The organism is Mycobacterium sp. 23, from assembly GCF_048287075.1.
In the GTDB taxonomy this organism is placed as follows: Bacteria; Actinomycetota; Actinomycetes; order Mycobacteriales; family Mycobacteriaceae; genus Mycobacterium; species Mycobacterium gordonae_B.
The window spans coordinates 232,291-250,967 of the sequence record NZ_JBLVUX010000004.1; the positions used below are offsets into that span (position 1 = coordinate 232,291).

An 18,677-nucleotide genomic window follows, 5' to 3' on the forward strand; every position below is an offset into this window, starting at 1 on the left:
ATTTAGCACATTATTACCGGTTGTCTCGGTAAAAGTGGTAGCTTGTCGACAGGATCAATCCACGACAAAGGACCAGACGCCGTGGCAGCTGCACAGCGCGCTAAGGCCATCGGCGCACGTCAGAAACCGGTTCAGCGGATGAGTGCAAACGCAGACACCCGCCGACGCGAGGCCCACCGCCGCAACCAACCGGTGGTGAGGATGCAGTTATTTGCCGGTAAATCGGGCAAAATATCGCCCATGTCCTGGGCCACGCTCGGTATCGCAGTGCGCGATCGCCGCAACGAGCTGGGACTAAGCCAAGCCGACGTCACCACCCGGGGCGGCCCCTCCGTAGAAACCCTGCGGGCCATTGAGAACAACCGAGCTGGCCGTATGAGCCACAAGCTGCGCCGAGCCCTCGAACGCGCCATCGAGTGGGAAAGCGGCAGCGTCGAAGCCGTTCTCGACGGCAGCCCCCCGCGCCCACGGCCAACGGTCACCGCGAACGATGCGCGCATGGCATCACCAGTTACGGGACTACCGTCAGCACCCAATGCAGCCGAGCGTTTCGCCATGGCCGAACGCCTGATCAAAATGCGCCGCACCTTCGCCGCTCACTGCGACAGCATGCCGGAGACCGCACGCGCGGCGATCGAAGAAGACTTCGCCAATGCGGCACGTGAGATGGAAGACGCGATGGTGTGGATGCTGCCGTGGTTAGGCGAGGAGGAGCGAGCGGCAGCGATCCGCATCCTAAGCGAACTGCGCCTTGACTAACGTGGCCTGTCAGCCCACCCGGTTACGGTGCGGTCATGGTTAACATCCCAGGGATGCCGCCGCCCGCCGCCACAGCGAATCTGCCGGTTCGACGGCCGACGAACACGCCGGTACATGCTGGGGCCTACCACGGCGCACGTGGCACCGGTCGCGCAGCCCAATTCAGTTGGCAGCCACACACCCCGGCAGAACAATGGTGGCAGTACAGTCGCGACTGCGCGGCCGCGCTGCGGGCGGGCCTGCCCCCGGCGCCCATCGACGTCTACGGCCCGGTCCTGGAACTCGGCGAGCACGCACTGCTGAGCACCGAGATCGGCTACAGCCGATATTGCGGCACGGACTCTGCCTATTCACCCCTTCCCCTGATCGTCGCCGGCCGCCCGGCAGTCATGTTTGGAGCCCTCGCCGTGCAGGGCGCGCTCAACCACCGCCGCAAAGCGACCGCGGAGCGAAACGCGGCCCGGCAGTGGCGCTTTCACCAGACCAGCTCCGTCATCGTCACCACCGACCGACTGATCTGCAGTACCGTCCCGCACGGCCAGGTCAGTTTCTGGTTCGCCGCATGCACCGAGTTCCACCCCGACCTACACCACTGGACACTCACACTCGCCTTCGAATCAGCACCGCCCGTGCGGTTACAAGGCCACGCCGCTCCCGCCTTGAGCCTGTGGAGTGCTCAAGGAATCTTCGGAGACAGCGGGCTTGCCGACCCACGCCTAGCCCCGCTGGTGTCCTAAGCCACGACTTCGTTCACTGAGGGACAACGTCGAGGTTGCGCGCCAGCTTCGAACTTACGGGCAAATTGCGCGCAAGTTGGCAGTTATGGAGCTCTGGACGGCGGAACACGTGGCCCGCCACCGGCATGTGACGCCGGCGCGGCCTCAAACATGTTGAGTGGCAGCGGTTGTCGCCGAGGGAGGTCAATGGGATATCGGATCGTTGAGACTGCGGTGGGCTGGTTACTGTACGCCGGCGCAGATCAGCTCGGAACCTACGAAGGGCCGGGCGAGGTGATCTCTGCCGCAGCATTTGTGATGCAGAGCCGTGGTGACGATCCGGCCGGCACGTGGCAAAGGCAGTTGGACGCGAGCTACACCTGGGACAACACGAGTCTTGACTGACCGCGGCACGGCGGTCCTCGGTAGTAACCGCCCGAACTGCACAACGCGTGAATTAGAGGCACGCGAAGCGGCCGAATTAGTGCTGGTTGACCCACGTCTTGGGGCCTCATTCTCGGTAGGATCACCTCATGGCGCGAAATTTCCAGATGGATCCGCACGCAACGCGTTCGGGGTTGTCCAGTGCGGATGCCGCGTCCGCATCACAGCCAGGGTCAAGTGCAGGGGGCATGCGACTCGGCGGTTACGCGACCGCTCTGATGGGCGCAATTGCGGGCACGCAGACAATGCGCCAGGCAAAGGCGGAATTTCGGGTCGCCGCTGACATGACAAGTCGCGAGACCAGTGTCGCTGCGGTCGAGACCGCGGAGGCAGCCAACTCAGGCGCGCTGAGCGCGTAGGAGAGGACTTTGAGATGACGGCTACGACATCGTCGTCACCGTGGTCGCGGGAGGCTTCACCTTCGGTGACGCTACCTCCGCCCCCACCGCCGCCTCAGCCGCCGCCGGGACCACCCCACTACTTGGAGCCGCAATCGCGGCAGGCACGGGGTCGGCGCTGGGTGTGGGCAACCGTGGCGCTGTTATTTGTTGTTGCGGTGTCCGGAGGTGTAAGCGCGGCAGTTACCTACTTCACCCTTCACGGTGCGCGCCCCTCCTCGACTTCGGCGCCGGCCTCGGTCGCGGCGCCGACCGCAACAACGGTGGGACCGCGCTACAGTCCCGCCGAAGCAGCTGCCGCAAAGGACCATGTATGCCACGCTCTGGACGTCTCTGTGCGTGGCCAGGAGGGCCAGGGTGGGCTTCGCGTTGAAGGCAACCTCAACGTCCCGATGGTGCTTCGGGCCCTGAATAGCGCATCTGTGGTGCAAAATGCGCTCGTCCCGGCGGTACCGTCCGATATCGCAGCAGCCGCCCGAATTTATGTCAGCGCAACGCTTGATCAGACAACAGCAGCTATGGGGAACACGCCAACGTCGGAGGTGAATCGGCTCACCGACGTTAGAAACGATGCGATGTACAGCCTCCTCGACGCGTGTGGTCTTGCGAGATGAGGACTCATGGCGGCTGCGTCGGGATCCGGTGAAGTGCCGGAGTGGTGGTCTGAACGGAACAACAAACAAGCAGCGAAGCTGCTGAGGGTGTTCGATCAGTCGGCAACAACGCCTTTGGAACGCATGAGTGTGCCGTCCTTTCCTCAGGGGGGCGATCATCCGATTCCCCAGGGCATGTTCGTCGGGTTGTTGTTCTCGCCGCTTGTATGGCCGGTCGACTCGGAGACGGAGCTGGCGACAGAGGCCGAAGCCCTGGGACGGGAAGAGCGGTTCCATGAGCAGCAGGGGAACGAGGTGCACCGGCTTTCCCAGCAAGTGTTTAATGATTCTTGGACCGCTGGCGAGGGAGCGGAGGCCGCGGAAGCCGCATACAGGGCGATGGCTGCGGCCCGGTTCGATCAAGCTGACGTTGCGGGTTTTGCGAAGAAACTGGTGGCGCGGGTTTCCAGTGATGTCGAGCGCACCAAACGATGGATGCTCAGAGAAAACAGCGCCGCACACCAAGAAGTCCACGCGTTCTTGCGGAGCGGAACTGGTCAGTCAATCGCGCAGATAGCGGTGATCCTCAGCCAGCACCGGGCCATGATCCACACGTATTCCGCCGACCTACACGCCAACGTAGCCAACGACACGTTGTTATTTACGAACCAATTTCCACTAAGCCCTGAAGGCGGCCACGGACCGAAAACTGAACAAGCGGGCAATGGGACGGCGGGGGATTTATCGACAGATCCGACGGGTCCCACCCCCCCTGGGCCGGTAGGCAACGGAACTACTTCTGGCCAGTCGTCGGGCGGTACACCAGGCAGGGGAGGACCTTCAACTGCCCGGGGTGGCCCTGCATCTGAGCACTCAAGCGACGGCATTCCTTTCACCCCGCCGCGGCCGATGCCGAGTCCTCTGTCGTCGCTTGGCGGCGGCGGTTTACCTGGGTTGCCGAGTATGCCGGGTGGCGGGGGGGGTGTTCCTGGGTTTCCGATGTCGATGTTGCAGGGTTTGGGCAAATTCCCTGGGGCACCGGGTTTGCCGTCGACGGGTGGTTTGTCGTCTTCGGTGAGTCCTCCGCCAGCGCTGTCGTCTCTGGGTACAGATTTTGGGCGTGGTTTGGCCGCAGGCGCGACGGCCGCGGGCGCGGTGCCGGCTGCGCCGCCTCCTTCGGCTCCGCTGGCGCCGTTGATGGCGTCGCCGGTGGAAAGTACTTTTGCCGCGGCCGCGCCGACAGCGGCTCCTGTTGCCGCGCCCGTAGCTTCGGCGCCTGCGGCGGGTGTGCCTGGGTTGGCGGCGGGTAGTTTGGCGCCCTACGGATCGGTATTGCCGCCCGCAATGTCGACTGCGGCACCCGCTGGGGCGGGGGCCTCGGCGGCGTTATCGGCGCCGGCAGAGGGTGTGGTTTCTCCGGCAGGGAGCGCAAGCACTGCTGGTTTGATGCCGGTAAGTCGACGCAGTGTCGCTCAGGTGAGCCGGGATTCCGCAGAGACCGATTTGGCGTTGGCGCGTATGGCCGTGGCGGATTTGGCTGGGGCGGCGTGCGTGACGGACCCGGGCTTGGATTGGGCGGTTGCTGTTGGCCATAATCGGGCGACGGGAGCTACGTCATTGTGGGTGGCGACCAACGATGGGGCGTCCTATATTCCGCCGGGAGTGTTCGTTCGTAAGACGATGCCGATAGCGGCCTCGTTCAACGATGAGTTTGATACACGCTGGTTTGGGTGGGTCAATCCCGCCGACAAGGCGGTGCGGGCAGCGCGCGCGTTGGGTGATGAAGTGTCGGCGGTTGCTACGACGTGGGCGTGGCCGTCGGGATATCTGACGGATCATCCTGCGGTAGGTGAGATCGCGACAGGTGTGGCACCGTCGGGTCTGGACAGCCCTGCTTCGGAGCTGTTGGCGTCGCGGTCACACCGTTTGCAGACTGTGGATGCGGCACTGTATGCCAGTGTGAAGGCGGCCGATGAGTCGATGCTGCGCGATTATTGTCGAGAGTTGGTGCGGCGACTGGCTTTTGGTTGCATTGATGACGAGTTGTCGCCGGTTGCGCAGTCGGTGGCGCGCGCGTTGGTAGGGCGGCAGTGGCCTCGCGTTGAGGAGTGGGCGGCGTTGGGTGCGGAATATGACACCGCAGTGATATTGGCAGGCGCGCAACGTCCGGGTCTCGATGGGCTGGAAAATCCTGATCAGATGTTCAGTTACGCAAAGCTTTTCGTGCATTGTCGTCGTTTGGAGGCGTTGCTGTGCTGGGAACGGTACGGCGGTGATCTGGCGGATGTGGTGTACGCGGCGTGGGTGTGTGGTGTGCGTCTGGCACTGAGTGAGTTTGTCGCGACGTAGGCCATGCGGGGAGGTCGTGGAACTATTTGATGGGGTTGGGGAATCGCGATCAGGGGATGCGGGCGTTCATGTTTCCGTATTCGGTGCCGAGTGTGTCACTCGGAGCTTTGCTGCGCGTAACGATTCGCCCGAGCGTGACGCCGGACTTCAGCAAGGGCCGCGTCTCTATGTCAACCTGACTCAGGACCACTGTGACGGCTTGATTCGGGACCACCTCGGCGAGGAGGTGGTGGCTCAGGCGTCTTCGTAGGCTGTGATCGCGAGCTGCTACCGCGGGTATGGCTGAGCCGGTATGAGGTGGTGCCGGTTTCGATGATGGTGCCGTGGAAGGTGAGTCGGTCGACGATCGCGGCGCAGAGTCGGGGGTCGGTGAAGGTTTTGGTCCAGCCGGAGAAACTCTCGTTGGATGCGATGGCTACTGACGCCTTTTCCTCGCGTTCAGTGAGTACTTGGAACAGCAACTCCGCGCCCCGGCGGTCGAGTTCCATGTAGCCGAGTTCGTCGATACATAAAAGATCGACGCGGCCGTAGCGGGCGATCGTGCGGGCGAGTTGCTTTTCATCGGCGGCCTCGACGAGTTCGTTGACCAGTTTGGTCGCCAGTGTGTAGCGGACGCGGAAGCCTTGCTCGGCGGCGGCGGTGCCCACACCAATGAGCAGGTGGGACTTGCCGGTGCCCGAGTCGCCGATCAGGCAGAGCGGGTCGCCTCGGCGTATCCAATCGCCTTGGGCGACGGTATGTACGGTGGCGGCGTTGATGTTTGGGTTGGCGTCGAAATCGAAGTCGCCCAACCATTTCTGACGTGGAAACCCGGCCGCTGCGACTCGCCGCAAGGTGGATCGGCGGTCCCGGTCATCGCATTCGGCCAGGAGCAGTTCGGCGAGGAAGCCGTGGTAGGTGAGCTGTTCACGCTCGGCGACTTTCACTGCTTCGTCGATCACCGCACGCACGGTCGGCAACCGCAGGCGTCGGCATGCGGAATCGACGGCGGCTTGGGCCGCTTGTGGGGTCATCCCGCGTTGGCGGCGCAGGGTGTTGGTGACTTTCGTGGCCGTGCTCATGATCCAGTCGTTCCTTCCATTCCGTCACCGGGTGGCGGTGTTGGGGGTCTGCGTTGGAGCAGCTCGTCGTAGGCCGCGACGTCAGGCAGCGGCCGGGTGTCGGGTGGCAGGCCGGCGATCACGGTCGCTGGATCAGCCAGGCGGCGCTGGGTCAGACTGACGACCCGGTAATCGACGGTATTGGCATGGTTACCGGCGTGACGGTCTGATTCGAGACCACCACCGGCGGCATGCAGGCGTGCTTCGACCGCGACCACATCCGCTGAAACGGCACCGACCGACAGGGCGGCGTGGATCCCGGCGATCACATCGGTAGCGCGCATGCTGCGGTGCAGCAGCAGCACGTCGATTAGCGAGCGAGTCCCGCCAGCATCGCCGTCGACGCGGCGGGCCTGCTGCCAGAACGCCTCGTGCGCTGCGGTGAAAGTGCCGGCGGCGCGGGCCTGAGCAAGCGCGGTGGAGCCGGGCAACGCGCCGGGTTTGCAGTGCAACACCTCCAGATAGTGGTCGAGGTTGATCGATTGCCCGTTGCGGGTCGTGACGCGTTCATGGCGTGCGGCGATAGTGCGGCCGTCGAAGACGACCAACTCCGAGGCCCGCAGCGACACCCTGACTTTGCGTCCGATCAACCGGGCGGGAACCGAGTACTTCGCCGACCGCGCCGTGATCAGCGCCGACCGGTCCACCCGTGGATGCAGCACCAGCCCCGGGTCGAACCGCTCGGCAGGCAGAGCGGCGAGATGTTCTCGTTCGGTCTGGAAGTCCTGGCCCACGGTGTGCAGCCGGCCGGTGACCCGCCGATGATCCTCACGTGCTTCGCAGCGGCGGATGTAGTCGTTGAGCTCTGACAGCGAGTCCACTTCCGGCATGGGCGTGAGCCAGGTGCGGCGGAAACGTCCGATCTCGCCCTCGACTCCGCCTTTCTCGTGGGCGCCTTTCACTCCCGGCTGGCAGTAGAACGGGTCGAACCCGTAGAACGATCTGAACAGCACCCACCGGTCGTTCTCGACCCTGCCCCGACCGCGGCCGAACACCACCGAGGTGACCGCAGACTTCAAGTTGTCGTAGCGGATATGGCGCACCGGGATGCCGCCGATCACGTCGAATGCTTCGATGTGGCCTTCGAGGAACGCCTCCTGCGACTGAGTCGCATACACCCGATGGACTGCCTTGCCGGACATCGACATTCGGAAAACGAACATGTAGCAGCGGGTTCTGACACCAGCGAGGATGACGTGAACCTCGCCGAAATCAACCTCAGCTTCAGCGCCGGGCGGGTGTTCCTGCGGCACGAACGCTTCCTGCGCCTGCTTACCGGACTCGGCGATGATCTCCGCACGACGGACCCGGACATAGTCACGCACCGACGAATACGACACATCCTCAACGCCGTGTTCATCGGCCAGACGATTGCAAATCCTTGTCGCAGTGTGGCGTTGCTTGCGGGGCGCATCCAGATCGGTCCGCAGCATCGCATCAATCGCAGGTTTGAGCGGGCCCAGTTTCGGCGACTCCCGCACCGGTGTCTTCCGCCTCGGCGGCTCCGGATTCGCCAACGCGTGCCGGACCGTATCCCGGCCAACCTTGTACTTACGAGCAAGCGCCCGAATACCCAAACCCTCGACCCGGGCGTCCCTACGTATCTGGGCGAACAGCTCCACACGACTTCCCATCCGGAACCCTCCGACAGCGAGCCAATAATCGACACGCCAACCGTCGAGGGTGGTCCTGAATCAAACCGTCACAACACACCGGTCTGAAAGAAGGTGGTCCTGAATCAGGCCGTCACACCGGTCCTGAATCAAACTGTCATAGCCAGCCGCGCTCACCGCAGCGGTGTTCCGCATCAAATCGGCGTCTGTGTGACTGTGATACTAGGCGCGGTCCATCGCTGACCGCGCTCACTGAAATTCCCTACCGACGCTCATCGATGGTGAGATGCGCCAGTCAGGCGAATCGGCTCCGGAGGAGCAGTGCGCCGCGTAATGTCCGAGGCCTATGACGTGTCACGTCCCGCCGGGCTGGTATCCGGATCCATCGCGTGCTCACGTTTGGCGATGGTGGGACGGGCGCGGTTGGACTGTTCACCGGGCCGCGGGCCGGCCGGCCTCGAATGGTCGGGTTGATCGGCGCCAGCATCCGCGATTGTCTGCGCTGGAATTGGTCGCTTTGGTGTTTTACGGGTTCGTCTTCGGTGGCCTCGCCCTAGGGTTCGCGATCGAGGGTCGATAGCGTGCGGTCGCGGGTGTCGCGATCATGGCTGCTGCTGTCGCCGTGCCGGCCGGGCTTCTGGCGTGGGGGGTGCGGCGGGCAGGGCGCCGCGGCAAATATCACGCGCGGCACCGCCGATACGAAGCAGCGTTGGCGGAACACGCGGACCAGGAGCACCAGGCCATGATGCGCGGCGATATCGAGGCCGGCGTGTTCGGAGCGTTCCCGCCTCCACAGTTGAACCGCAATGATCTGCCTGACGCCGATCACCTGCGGCAGCGGGCGTGGCAACCAGATCTCGGCGGTTCGGCGCCACCGATAACTGTGCGTTGTGTCGAGGTGATCGGGAGTGGGCTGTCGCGCTGACGGGCTCGTTCATCCAGGCGATCGCCTGCGCGGCGCGCAGTTCTTGCAGCGCCGCTACCGGTGTCTGCGGTGATGGGAGCCTTTGATAGGCACGAACGGAGTGTAAAGCCGGTGTTGCACCGCGGATCTCTGTTGAATAGGTCGCGGTGCGTTGTGGTCGGGGGGTTTTGGGGCGGTTAGTTTTGGTGGGTGAGTATTGGGGAGTTTGTGGCCGGTGTGGATCGGTTGCTGACTCGCGGGCATGGGTTGTTTCCGGCTGGTGGCGCGGGTAGGGGTGGGGTGTTCGCTGCGGGCGGGGGTGGGGGTGCTTCGGTGCCTGAAGTTCCTTGTGGTGGTAGCGGTTTGGGTGGCGGGGTGGCTAACGCTGGTGGGAAGTATTCGCGGGCTCGGGCCGCGGTGGTGGGTTTGGATGTGGAGTCGGGGCAGGTCGCCGGTGAGGGCGGGGCGGTGGGTGCTTCGGGTCGTGCGGGTGCGGGGGTGATTCGCGATCAGGCGCGGGCGGCGGGTGCGGCGGTGGGTCCGTTGGGGTCGTCGCCGGCGGGGGTGCGGATGGTCGTGGCGACGATGGATGAGCATTTGGCGGCGATGCAGCGCCAGTTGCAGGTCACTACGGAGCAGAACCGGGTGTTGGCGTTGCGGTTGCGGCAGTTGGCGACGGCGTATCGGGGCATGGGCGGCGGTGGGATGGGAGGGTTGTCGTCGATGCTGTCGGGGATGGGTTCGTTGCCTTCGTTTGGTGGCGGTGGCGGTGGCGGTGGTTTGAGCGGTTTGAGTGGCCTGGTCGGTTTGCCGACCTCATTGATGGGCCGCGGTTTCGGCGGTACGGCGGGGTCGGGGCATGCGGGGGTTGGCGCGCCGGGGCGGTTGGCGGCCGGTGCGGCGGGGGTGGCCCAGGCGGCAATACCAGTGTCTGAGGTGTCGTTTGAGGGCAAGGGTGTGTGGGCCGGCGGTCGGGAGGCGGTGGGCCGTTATTTGGAAGAGGCGTTAGATCGGATGGGGATTTCTGATCCGCGCGCCCGGGCGCATTGGATTGCCGGGATGACGACGATCGCTGACCACGAGTCGGGTTTCCGGTCGGATGCGATTAATCTGATCGACACGAATGCGCATGGCGCCCGTCAGGCCGATGGGGGCCCACAGAATTGCAGCCGCGGGGTGTGGCAGCTGGTGCCAGGGACGTTCGGAGCCCATCATCAGCCGGGGACGTCGAATCATATTTGGGACCCGGTGGCCAATGCGTGTGCGTCGATGAATTATCTGATGTCGCGCTACGGGGTTGCCCGTGATGGGCATAATTTGCGGGCGTTGGTTGGCCAGGCTAACCCTGGGGTGCATCACGGCTACTGACGTCGCGGGTCGCGCTTCGGTGTCGTTGTGGCCTTGGTGACTTTCCCGAGGAGGATTTGTGGGTATCGCGGAATTCGTGGCAGGGGTTGACCGTCTGTTGTCGCGCACTCATGACCTATTTCCGAAAAGTGGCGCTAGCGAGCAGTTACCTGCTTCGGTTACTGGCGGCTCTGTGCCGGCAGCCCCGTTGAGTGCGAGCGGGTTGCGTTCAGGTGTATCAGGGGTAGCCGCGTCGTATCAGCGGGCGCAGGTGAGAGCTGTGGGGTTGGATGAGCAGGTGCGCCTGGCTGCGGTTGAGGCTGGCGCGTGTGGTCAGCAGGGCCGTGTTGCCTCGGGGATTATTCGTGATCAGGCCCGGTTGGTGGGTGCGGCTGCGGGACCGATGGCGTCGTCGCCGGCTGGGGTGCGGTTGATTGTGGCGACGCTGGATCAGCATTTGGCGGCGATGCAGAGCCAGTTGGAGTCGACTCGGGGTCAGTACCAGGTGGCGTCGGAGACATTGCGGCAGGCGGCCGCGGATTATCGGCGCCTTGCTGGAAAAAGGACTGGAACTGATGCGGTACCGCTGGGTAAGGACTCGCCTCAGGATTCGGGTAAGCCGGGCTGGGTGGTCGGTGATCCTCGACACGTGCCGTGGGTAGCCGGGCCTGGCGGACCTAACCCTCCGGGTCCTCCTGATGGACCTCGCTGGATTGAGATCGGTCCTGGCTCGGGAACTTTCGTGCGAGCTGACGAGATTCCGGGTGTGGTGATCAAACGGCCGGGTGAGCTTGCCCCCTCCCCGGGTTATGACAATTCGGGTAATCCGTATACGTGGATCGAGTTGGCTCCGCATTCTGGGGTTTTCGCGCCGAGTACCGACTTCCCTGATGCCCGCTTCATGGGACCGAACTCCTTCGGTCCGCCTGGCTCATCGGAATACCTTCCGGGTTCAGGAATTTGGGTGCCGCACGACTCATTGATCTCCGAGCCGTTGCGAGCTCCTGCCGCGCGGGCAGAGATTAGACCGCGCGGATGACCGCTGTGGCCGGTGAGCTGGTTCGTCCATCCAATATCGTGGCCGCGCGGCGTTAATGTGGGGGTGTGGCTGGGGTGGATCCGCGTTTGCAGTCGTTCGTCGATGAGGTGATCGACAGGTTGTTGGCGCGTGGTGCGGAGTTGTTTCCCGAAGGCGAACAGTCCGTTACGTTGGTGACACCGCTGGTGGGGGCGGCCGCACCGCCGGGCGGGGCGGAGGCGGCCGGACGGCTCGGGGATGCCGTGGCTCAGTGGGGGCAGCGGCGTAAAGCGTTGCGGCGCCTGGATGAGCAGGGCGCCCAGATTGTGGCTACGGCGGCCGGGGCGGCTGTTGATGGGCGTGCGGTGGTTCAGCGGTTGCGTGAGCAGGCGCGCGTTCAGGTGGATGCGATCATGCCGGTGGCTGATCCGCCGGCAGGTGCACGGTTGTTGGTGGCCACAGTGGATCAGATCTTGGCCCAGCTTCAGCAGCAAGTCGCTGCCAGTAAGCAGGCCAATGCAGGCGTGGCAGCCCAGTTGTGCGATCTGGCGATCGCCTACCAGGGCATCTGAGCCTGCGACGTCCTTGCGGCTGAGGGCCGCAAATTGGTGGTCTTGCGTTGTGGTCGGGGGGTTTTGGGGCGGTTAGTTTTGGTGGGTGAGTATTGGGGAGTTTGTGGCCGGTGTGGATCGGTTGCTGACTCGCGGGCATGGGTTGTTTCCGGCTGGTGGCGCGGGTAGGGGTGGGGTGTTCGCTGCGGGCGGGGGTGGGGGTGCTTCGGTGCCTGAAGTTCCTTGTGGTGGTAGCGGTTTGGGTGGCGGGGTGGCTAACGCTGGTGGGAAGTATTCGCGGGCTCGGGCCGCGGTGGTGGGTTTGGATGTGGAGTCGGGGCAGGTCGCCGGTGAGGGCGGGGCGGTGGGTGCTTCGGGTCGTGCGGGTGCGGGGGTGATTCGCGATCAGGCGCGGGCGGCGGGTGCGGCGGTGGGTCCGTTGGGGTCGTCGCCGGCGGGGGTGCGGATGGTCGTGGCGACGATGGATGAGCATTTGGCGGCGATGCAGCGCCAGTTGCAGGTCACTACGGAGCAGAACCGGGTGTTGGCGTTGCGGTTGCGGCAGTTGGCGACGGCGTATCGGGGCATGGGCGGCGGTGGGATGGGGGGGTTGTCGTCGATGCTGTCGGGGATGGGTTCGTTGCCTTCGTTTGGTGGCGGTGGCGGTGGCGGTGGTTTGAGCGGTTTGAGTGGCCTGGTCGGTTTGCCGACCTCATTGATGGGCCGCAGCTTCACTGGCCCTGGCCCTGGCGGTGGTGGTGGCTCGGCGGGTGGCGTGGTCGGCCGTTCGGTGGGTGGTGAGCTGGGTCCGGGTGTGGCCTCGGAGAAGGGGCTGCAGCGGGACACTATTCTGGCGGCGCGCGCGGTGTCAGCGGCGTTCCCGGAGATCCGCACGATTGGCGGGGTCCGACCGGATTCGCTGAAGTGGCATCCCAATGGTCAGGCGATCGACGTGATGATTCCCGATCCGACCTCGGCGCACGGTAAGGCGCTCGGTGATGCGGTGATGCGTTTCGCGATGGCGCACCGCCAGCAGTTCAACATCAATCACGTGATTTGGCAGCAGACGATCCACAACCCGGACGGTTCGTCGAGTTTGATGGAGAATCGGGGTTCTGCGACGCAGAACCATATGGACCATGTCCATATCGCGACCAATGGAGGCGGGTTCCCGCACGGCGGCGAGTCCTACCGGCTGTGAGCGTGGCAGAAGTAATCGAAAGGCATTGCTAAGATGGCTGATTCGGCCGACGAAACGAAAGCGGCGGCCTCTGCGCGTGGCCGCGGATTAGGGCTGTCAACGCGCCTTCAGGTATCAGGGCACATGTTCTTTGCGCGTCGTGCGGTGTCGGCGATGACGCGCCGCCAGGTGCGCATGGAGACCGAGCCGGGCCGCCGACAGTCGATGGCGGTGCTGGCGGGGGTGACGTTGACAGCCGTGTTGTGCATTGGGGCGCTGTTTTGGTCGTTTGTGCGCCCGGCGAGTTCGGCGGGGACGTCGCGAATCCTGGCGGATCGGAATTCGGGCGCTTTGTATGTGCGGGTGGGCCAGAAGCTGTATCCAGCTTTGAATTTGGCGTCGGCGCGTCTGATAGCGGGGGAGCCGGCGACACCGGATCTGGTGCGCCGCAGCGAAATTGATGCGCGTCCGCGTGGGGCGCTGGTGGGTATTCCGGGTGCGCCACAGGAGATGTCGCCGGTGTCGCCGGCGCGTTCGTCGTGGCTGGTGTGTGATGAGGTCACCAAGGCGTTCGGCGCTGGGGCGCCTGAGCCGGTGGCGGTGACGGTCATTGATGGGCAACCGGATCTGGGCGGGCGGCGGCACGTGCTGGGGGCTGAGGAGGCTCTGGTGCGGCGCTACGGCGATCAGGTGTGGCTGGTCCGCGACGGGCGGCGTTCGTTGGTCAATCGCAGTGCGCGGGCGGTGTTGTTGGCCCTTGGGCTGGGTGAAGATGCGTTGTCGGCGGCGCGGCCGATGAGTCGGGCGTTGTTCGATGCGGTGCCGGTGGGTCCGGAGTTGTCGGTGCCGGTGATCCCTGCTGCGGGGTCCCCGGCGCGGTTTGTTGATGCGCCGGGGATGGTGGGTGCGGTGATCGCGACTCCACAGGTGGGCGGGCAGACGGCGTATTCGGTGGTGCTGGCAGATGGTATCCAGCCGATCTCGCCGGTAGTGGCGCAGGTGCTGCAGAACGCGGGGGCGTCTGCGCCGGTGGTGGCTGGAACTGTGTTGGCGAAGCTGCCGGTGGTGAACTCACTTGATTTGTCAGCGTTTCCGCCGGCACCGCCGCATGTGGTGGACAGTGCGCTCAATTCGGTGGCGTGCTGGCAGTGGCAGAAGGTGAGCGGGGAGTCGCTAGCGAGTACGTCGGTGATTACCGGGACCAGCATTCCGGTCGCTGAGGGGCGCGCAGATCAGGTGGTGGAGTTGGTGAAGGGCCCGGAGTCGGCGGTGCAGGCCGATCGGGTGTTCTTCGGGCCGGGGTTCGCCAATTACGTCGTGTCGACAGGTAGTGCGGTCTCGTCGTCGACGGCGGAATCGCTGTGGTGGGTCTCGGAGTCGGGGGTGCGGTTCGGGATACCGCGCGAAGACGACACGTTGCGGGCGTTGGGGTTAGACCCGAAAAGCTTTGGGCCTAGTCCGGCGCCGTGGCTGGTGTTGCGTCTACTGGCCCAGGGTCCGGTGCTTTCGCGCGCGGATGCATTGGTGCGCCATAACAGTTTGCCGGTTGATTTCAGTCCTGGGCAGTTGGAGGTCCCGAAGTGAAGTTCGCGTTCGCGCGTCAGGAGCCGGCCTCACCGCCGGTGTTGAAGCCGGTGCCCATCGAGTTGCCGACGCCGCTGAAAGTTCCCGCCCCGCAGGGGAAACCGTTGTGGACGGTGGCACTGATCATCGGGTTGATGGCGCTGGTAGGCGGAATGGTGTGGATGAGCTTTGCTAGCGGTGCGCGTTCGTTCACCGGTGCGGGGTCGCTGTTTCCGATCGTGATGGTCGGTGGGTTGTTTGCAATGTTGTTCAGCGGCCGGGGTTCTCAGGACATGTCACGCGCGAAGCTGGATGCGCTGCGGGCTCGGTTTTGCTTGATGATCGATGGGCTGCGGGGGACGGCGGCGGCTGCTGCGGACAGCCTCGATGAGCATTACCGCTGGTATCACCCGGCGCCGGGGACGTTGGAGGCCGCCCTGGGCGGGGTGCGGATGTGGGAACGTAAGGCTGATGGCTCAGATGGCTGGTTCGGGGTGGCCCGGGTCGGTGTGGGGATGACCAGTCTTCAGGAGGCGGGCGCCGCCCAGTTCAGTGAGCCCCAGGATATGCCGACCGATATCGAGCTCGAGCCGGTCACGGGAAAAGTCCTGCAGGAGTTCGTGCGATATCAGACGGTGGCTTATGGGGTTCCGGCCCTGGTGTCGCTGATGGTCGAGCCGGGTTATGAGCTGTGCGGACCGCGGGAGCGGGTGTTGGCGTTGATGCGGTCGATTCTGTGCCAATTGGTGTTTGCGCATGGTCCTGATCATCTGCGGGTGGTGGTGGTCACTAGTGATGTGCACGAGTGGGATTGGGTGAAGTGGCTGCCGCACGCTGGGGATCGTGTGATCGAAGATGGTGCCGGTCCGCTGCGTCTGGTGTATGGGTCGGTGAGCGATTTCGTGGAGGCTCAGGCTGATGCGATGGCGTTGCGGTCACGGGGAGAATTCGCGATCAGACATGGGGCCGGTAAGAGCCCGATCGACCCGCTGCCGCACACGGTGATCGTGTGTGATGTGCAAGGGGGGTGGGAGATCTTCGGCAGTTCCGCTGGGGTTAATGGGTTGACGTTCTTCGACGTCTGCGGCTTGGGCCAGGTTCCGGCGTGCGGGCAGCCCGCGAGGGTGCTGCATGTGCGCCAGGATGCGGTGGTGATGGCGGTTCCGCGTGACCCGATGACTTGGGAAGCCGAGCCGGGCGCGGCCCGGTTTTTCGCCGTGGCTGATCAGATGAGCCGCGATGAGGCTGAGGTGTTCGCAGAGCGGATGGCGCGGTGGCGCTTGGCCGAGGCCTATGAGTCGATCGCGGTGAATTCGGCGGCCCGGTTCATGGCGCGAGACATCCTGGCCTACTACGGGATTGATGACCCGGCCAGCATTGATTTCGAGCAGTTATGGGGCGCGCGTGGTGATATCAATTCCGCGCAGCGCCTGCATGTGCCGATCGGTAACCGCACCGACAACAATGAGCTGCTATTCGTCGACCTCAAGCAGGAAGCTGAGGGCGGGATGGGTCCGCACGGGGTGATGGCGGGCTGGACCGGTTCGGGCAAGACGACGATGCTGCGCACATTGATCGAGTCGTTGATGTTGGGTCATCCGCCCCAGAATCTGCAGTTTCTGCTCGCTGACCTCAAGGGCGGGGCGGGTGTCAAGCCTTTTGCCGGGGTCCCGCACGTCGCGCAGATCATCACCGACCTCGAAGAGGACCAGAACCTGTTGGACCGCTTCGTCGAGGCGCTGTGGGGTGAGATCGCGCGCCGTAAAGCGTTGTGCGACTTAGCCGAGGTCGATGACGCCAACATGTACAACAGGAAGCGGGCGGATCAGTTGGCGCGCGGGGATGCTGATGTGCTGGCGCCGTTGCCGGTGCTGATGGTGGTCATCGATGAGTTCACCGAGTTGTACCGGATGTCTAGTGAGGTTGAAGAGGCGTTGTGGCAGATCTGCCGACAGGGTCGTTCGCTGTGGATTCATCTGCTGATGGCCAGCCAGGAGATCGGTAACCGCGCAGAGAAGCTGATGGGACAGATGGGTTATCGGCTGGCGCTCAAGCTCAAGACGACGAGTGCGGCGGTGCAGATCGGAGTGCCGAACGCGACGCGGCTCAAAGGCAATGGGCAATGCTATCTGTCGTTCGGTGATGACGGTTCTCTGACGAAGTTCCAGGGCGAGTATTTGTGGCGGGAGTACCGTAAGCCGGGCACTGAGGATTTCACCGACGAGAGCGACGCCGGGGCGGCGGTGGTGAATTACTTTGCGCCGCAACTGTTCGGCGCCGACTTCACCCCGCTGCCGCTGCCCGATGACCTCGACGACGACGCGGGTGGCCACGACGTCGATGACGACGAGCCGGCCCAGCCCGCACGCGACGAGGCCACCGCGGCCGCCGAGGGGGTGCTGATGCGCCCACAGGTGGGGACAGTCATCATTGATGCGCTGCGCCGGGTCGGCTTTGAGCCCTACCGGTTGTGGCAGCCCCCACTGGATGCGCCGTGGAGCATCGAGCGACTCGTCGATGCGTACCTGGGGCACCGGTGGGATGAGCAGTACGCCGCGCGTCCGAATCTGGTGTTCCCGATCGGGGTGGTGGATCGGCCGTTCAAGCATGACCAGCACCCGCTGCTCGTTGACGTCTCGGGGGCGGGTGCCAATGTGGTGATTCTGGGCGCTCAGGGTTCGGGGAAAACGACAGCGTTACAGGACCTTATCTGTGCGGCGGCGATGACCCATACCCCCGAGCAGGTGCAGTTCTACTGCTTGGCGTTCTCCTCGGCGGCGCTGGGCACGGTGGCGGGTCTACCGCATGTGGGTGGGGTCGTGCAGGCTCTGGACAGCGACGGAGTGCGACGCACGGTGGCTGAGATAGCCGAGCTGCTGGCAAGACGTAAACGCAGCTTCGAGGCGGCCGGGGTGATGTCGATGGAGGTGTTCCGGCGGCGCAGATCAGCTCAGGAAACCGGGACCGTCCCCGACGACGGCTACGGTGACGTGTTTCTGGTCATCGACAACTATGCGGCTTTGGACAGTGCCTACGAGGCGCTAATGGACACGGTGGACCGGCTGATCGCCGAGGGCTCGACCTTCGGCATCCACGTGGTGGCTGCGGTGAGCCGGCTTGCCGAGCTACGGGTCAAGGTGCGTGGCGGTTTCGGATCGCGGGTGTGGCTGCGCCCCACCGACATCCACGACGTCACCGATCTACCCAAACCGCGGCTGGCCGCCGCCATTCCCGCGGACCGCCCAGGCCGCGGCATGATCGCTCAAAACTATGTGCGGGCCGGGGTGGAGCCGGTGGGTTTGCACACCCTGATGGCGCGCCCGGCGATACAGGCCAGCGACGCAGAGGATTTCGATTCACGCAGCGTGGCCGAGGCGGTGAGCAGAGTCGCGGGCGGGTTCACCGTGGCGCCCAAGGTGCGGCGCCTGCCGACACGATTGTCGCAGGCGACGCTGGGGGCGCTGGCCCGCGGCGACGACCGCTGGTCAACGTCGATCGTGTGGGCGCTTAGTGAGACCGAGCGTCCGGTGTTCTTGGCCCCGGACCGGCATCTGGTGATCGCAGGCAAGGGCGGGTGCGGGCGCACGACCGCGTGTGCGACGGTGCTCGCCGAGATCGCCCGCCTGTACGCCCTGGATGAGGAGGGCGTGCGGCAGGAACGTCCGGGTGCGCAGGTGTGGCTGGTCGATCCCCGCCGCCAGCTGCACGCCGTGCTGGGCCCCGTCGGTGTGCACCGCTTCGCCTCCACCGTGGACAGCGTGAAGGCCAGGATGGTGGAGCTGGCCGGCGTTCTGGCTGCGCGGCTGCCGCGCGATGATCCTGATGGTGGGGGCCAGATTGCGCAGCGCAGTTGGCAGGGCCCCGAGATCTTCCTGGTCATCGACGACGGCGAGCGCATGCCGGGCGGGTTTGATTCGCCGTTCGCCCCGATCGAGCCGTTTGTGCAAGCCGGCCGCGATGTCGGTTTGCACATCGTCTACACCCATTCGTTCGGAGCGTTCAGCACGCAAACGGGAGCTAATCCGGTGCTGCGGATGTTGCGCACGGCGTTCGAACCGATGCTGATCATGGACTCCGATCCCGACCCCGGTTATGTGCAGGGCCGATGGAAGGGTCACCCGATGGTCGCCGGCCGCGGATTC

General features: G+C 64.7%; 13 protein-coding genes. 11 read left to right on the forward strand and 2 right to left on the reverse strand.

The window, feature by feature from the left end; genetic code table 11:
* Positions 1–81 precede the first annotated feature (81 nt).
* The 4 genes from ACNQS7_RS01295 to ACNQS7_RS01310 all read left to right on the forward strand — a co-directional run bounded on the left by ACNQS7_RS01295 (position 82) and on the right by ACNQS7_RS01310 (position 5,259).
* The gene (locus ACNQS7_RS01295; protein WP_133450229.1) at positions 82–759 is read left to right on the forward strand and encodes a helix-turn-helix domain-containing protein; all 678 of its coding nucleotides are present in this window, start codon (positions 82–84) and stop codon (positions 757–759) included.
* A gap of 35 nt (positions 760–794) precedes the next feature.
* Positions 795–1,496, forward strand: coding sequence for a hypothetical protein (locus ACNQS7_RS01300; RefSeq protein ID WP_133450230.1), 702 nt, complete (start codon positions 795–797; stop codon positions 1,494–1,496).
* 186 nt (positions 1,497–1,682) lie between these two features.
* Complete coding sequence (locus ACNQS7_RS01305; protein ID WP_418011120.1) at positions 1,683–1,880, forward strand: hypothetical protein; 198 nt, start codon at positions 1,683–1,685, stop codon at positions 1,878–1,880.
* 2,653 nt (positions 1,881–4,533) lie between these two features.
* The gene (locus ACNQS7_RS01310; protein ID WP_133450279.1) at positions 4,534–5,259 is read left to right on the forward strand and encodes a chemotaxis protein; all 726 of its coding nucleotides are present in this window, start codon (positions 4,534–4,536) and stop codon (positions 5,257–5,259) included.
* Positions 5,260–5,429: 170 nt separating this feature from the next.
* On the opposite strand, the gene istB is transcribed toward ACNQS7_RS01310, so the two are convergent.
* Both istB and istA read right to left on the reverse strand, forming a co-directional pair.
* Positions 5,430–6,320, reverse strand: a complete 891-nt coding sequence (istB, locus tag ACNQS7_RS01315) for an IS21-like element helper ATPase IstB (RefSeq protein WP_082275278.1) — start codon at positions 6,318–6,320, stop codon at positions 5,430–5,432.
* Positions 6,317–7,993, reverse strand: coding sequence for an IS21 family transposase (gene istA / locus ACNQS7_RS01320; protein WP_055578112.1), 1,677 nt, complete (start codon positions 7,991–7,993; stop codon positions 6,317–6,319). Before istA ends, istB begins: the two co-directional genes overlap by 4 nt.
* 325 nt (positions 7,994–8,318) lie before the next feature.
* Here istA and ACNQS7_RS01325 point away from each other — a divergent pair, with 325 nt between their 5' ends.
* The 7 genes from ACNQS7_RS01325 to eccCa form a co-directional block, all read left to right on the forward strand.
* Positions 8,319–8,552, forward strand: coding sequence for a DUF2510 domain-containing protein (locus tag ACNQS7_RS01325; RefSeq protein ID WP_082658973.1), 234 nt, complete (start codon positions 8,319–8,321; stop codon positions 8,550–8,552).
* 24 nt (positions 8,553–8,576) lie between these two features.
* Positions 8,577–8,897 (forward strand): hypothetical protein, encoded by a 321-nt coding sequence (locus tag ACNQS7_RS01330; protein WP_055581648.1) that lies wholly within the window; start codon positions 8,577–8,579, stop codon positions 8,895–8,897.
* A gap of 189 nt (positions 8,898–9,086) precedes the next feature.
* Positions 9,087–10,244, forward strand: a complete 1,158-nt coding sequence (locus ACNQS7_RS01335; protein WP_418011121.1) for a transglycosylase SLT domain-containing protein — start codon at positions 9,087–9,089, stop codon at positions 10,242–10,244.
* A 1,083-nt stretch (positions 10,245–11,327) separates the two neighbouring features.
* Positions 11,328–11,813: a hypothetical protein gene (locus ACNQS7_RS01340; protein ID WP_156452544.1), complete on the forward strand. Its 486-nt coding sequence runs from the start codon at positions 11,328–11,330 to the stop codon at positions 11,811–11,813.
* 85 nt (positions 11,814–11,898) lie between these two features.
* Positions 11,899–12,993, forward strand: a complete 1,095-nt coding sequence (locus ACNQS7_RS01345; RefSeq protein ID WP_411580613.1) for a hypothetical protein — start codon at positions 11,899–11,901, stop codon at positions 12,991–12,993.
* 33 nt (positions 12,994–13,026) lie between these two features.
* Positions 13,027–14,556 (forward strand): type VII secretion protein EccB, encoded by a 1,530-nt coding sequence (gene eccB / locus ACNQS7_RS01350; RefSeq protein WP_055577133.1) that lies wholly within the window; start codon positions 13,027–13,029, stop codon positions 14,554–14,556.
* The coding region (gene eccCa / locus ACNQS7_RS01355; protein ID WP_418011122.1) for a type VII secretion protein EccCa at positions 14,553–18,677 on the forward strand (4,125 nt) is incomplete at its 3' end. The genes eccB and eccCa, both read left to right, overlap by 4 nt.

Bases quoted from the DNA above. Each gene is read 5' to 3' on its own strand.
- ACNQS7_RS01330 (WP_055581648.1), top strand. From the start codon at position 8,577: ATGGCTGCTGCTGTCGCCGTGCCGGCCGGGCTTCTGGCGTGGGGGGTG.
- istB (WP_082275278.1), bottom strand. From the start codon at position 6,320: ATGAGCACGGCCACGAAAGTCACCAACACCCTGCGCCGCCAACGCGGG.
- ACNQS7_RS01325 (WP_082658973.1), top strand. From the start codon at position 8,319: ATGACGTGTCACGTCCCGCCGGGCTGGTATCCGGATCCATCGCGTGCT.
- eccB (WP_055577133.1), top strand. From the start codon at position 13,027: ATGGCTGATTCGGCCGACGAAACGAAAGCGGCGGCCTCTGCGCGTGGC.
- ACNQS7_RS01305 (WP_418011120.1), top strand. From the start codon at position 1,683: ATGGGATATCGGATCGTTGAGACTGCGGTGGGCTGGTTACTGTACGCC.
- istA (WP_055578112.1), bottom strand. From the start codon at position 7,993: ATGGGAAGTCGTGTGGAGCTGTTCGCCCAGATACGTAGGGACGCCCGG.
- ACNQS7_RS01300 (WP_133450230.1), top strand. From the start codon at position 795: ATGGTTAACATCCCAGGGATGCCGCCGCCCGCCGCCACAGCGAATCTG.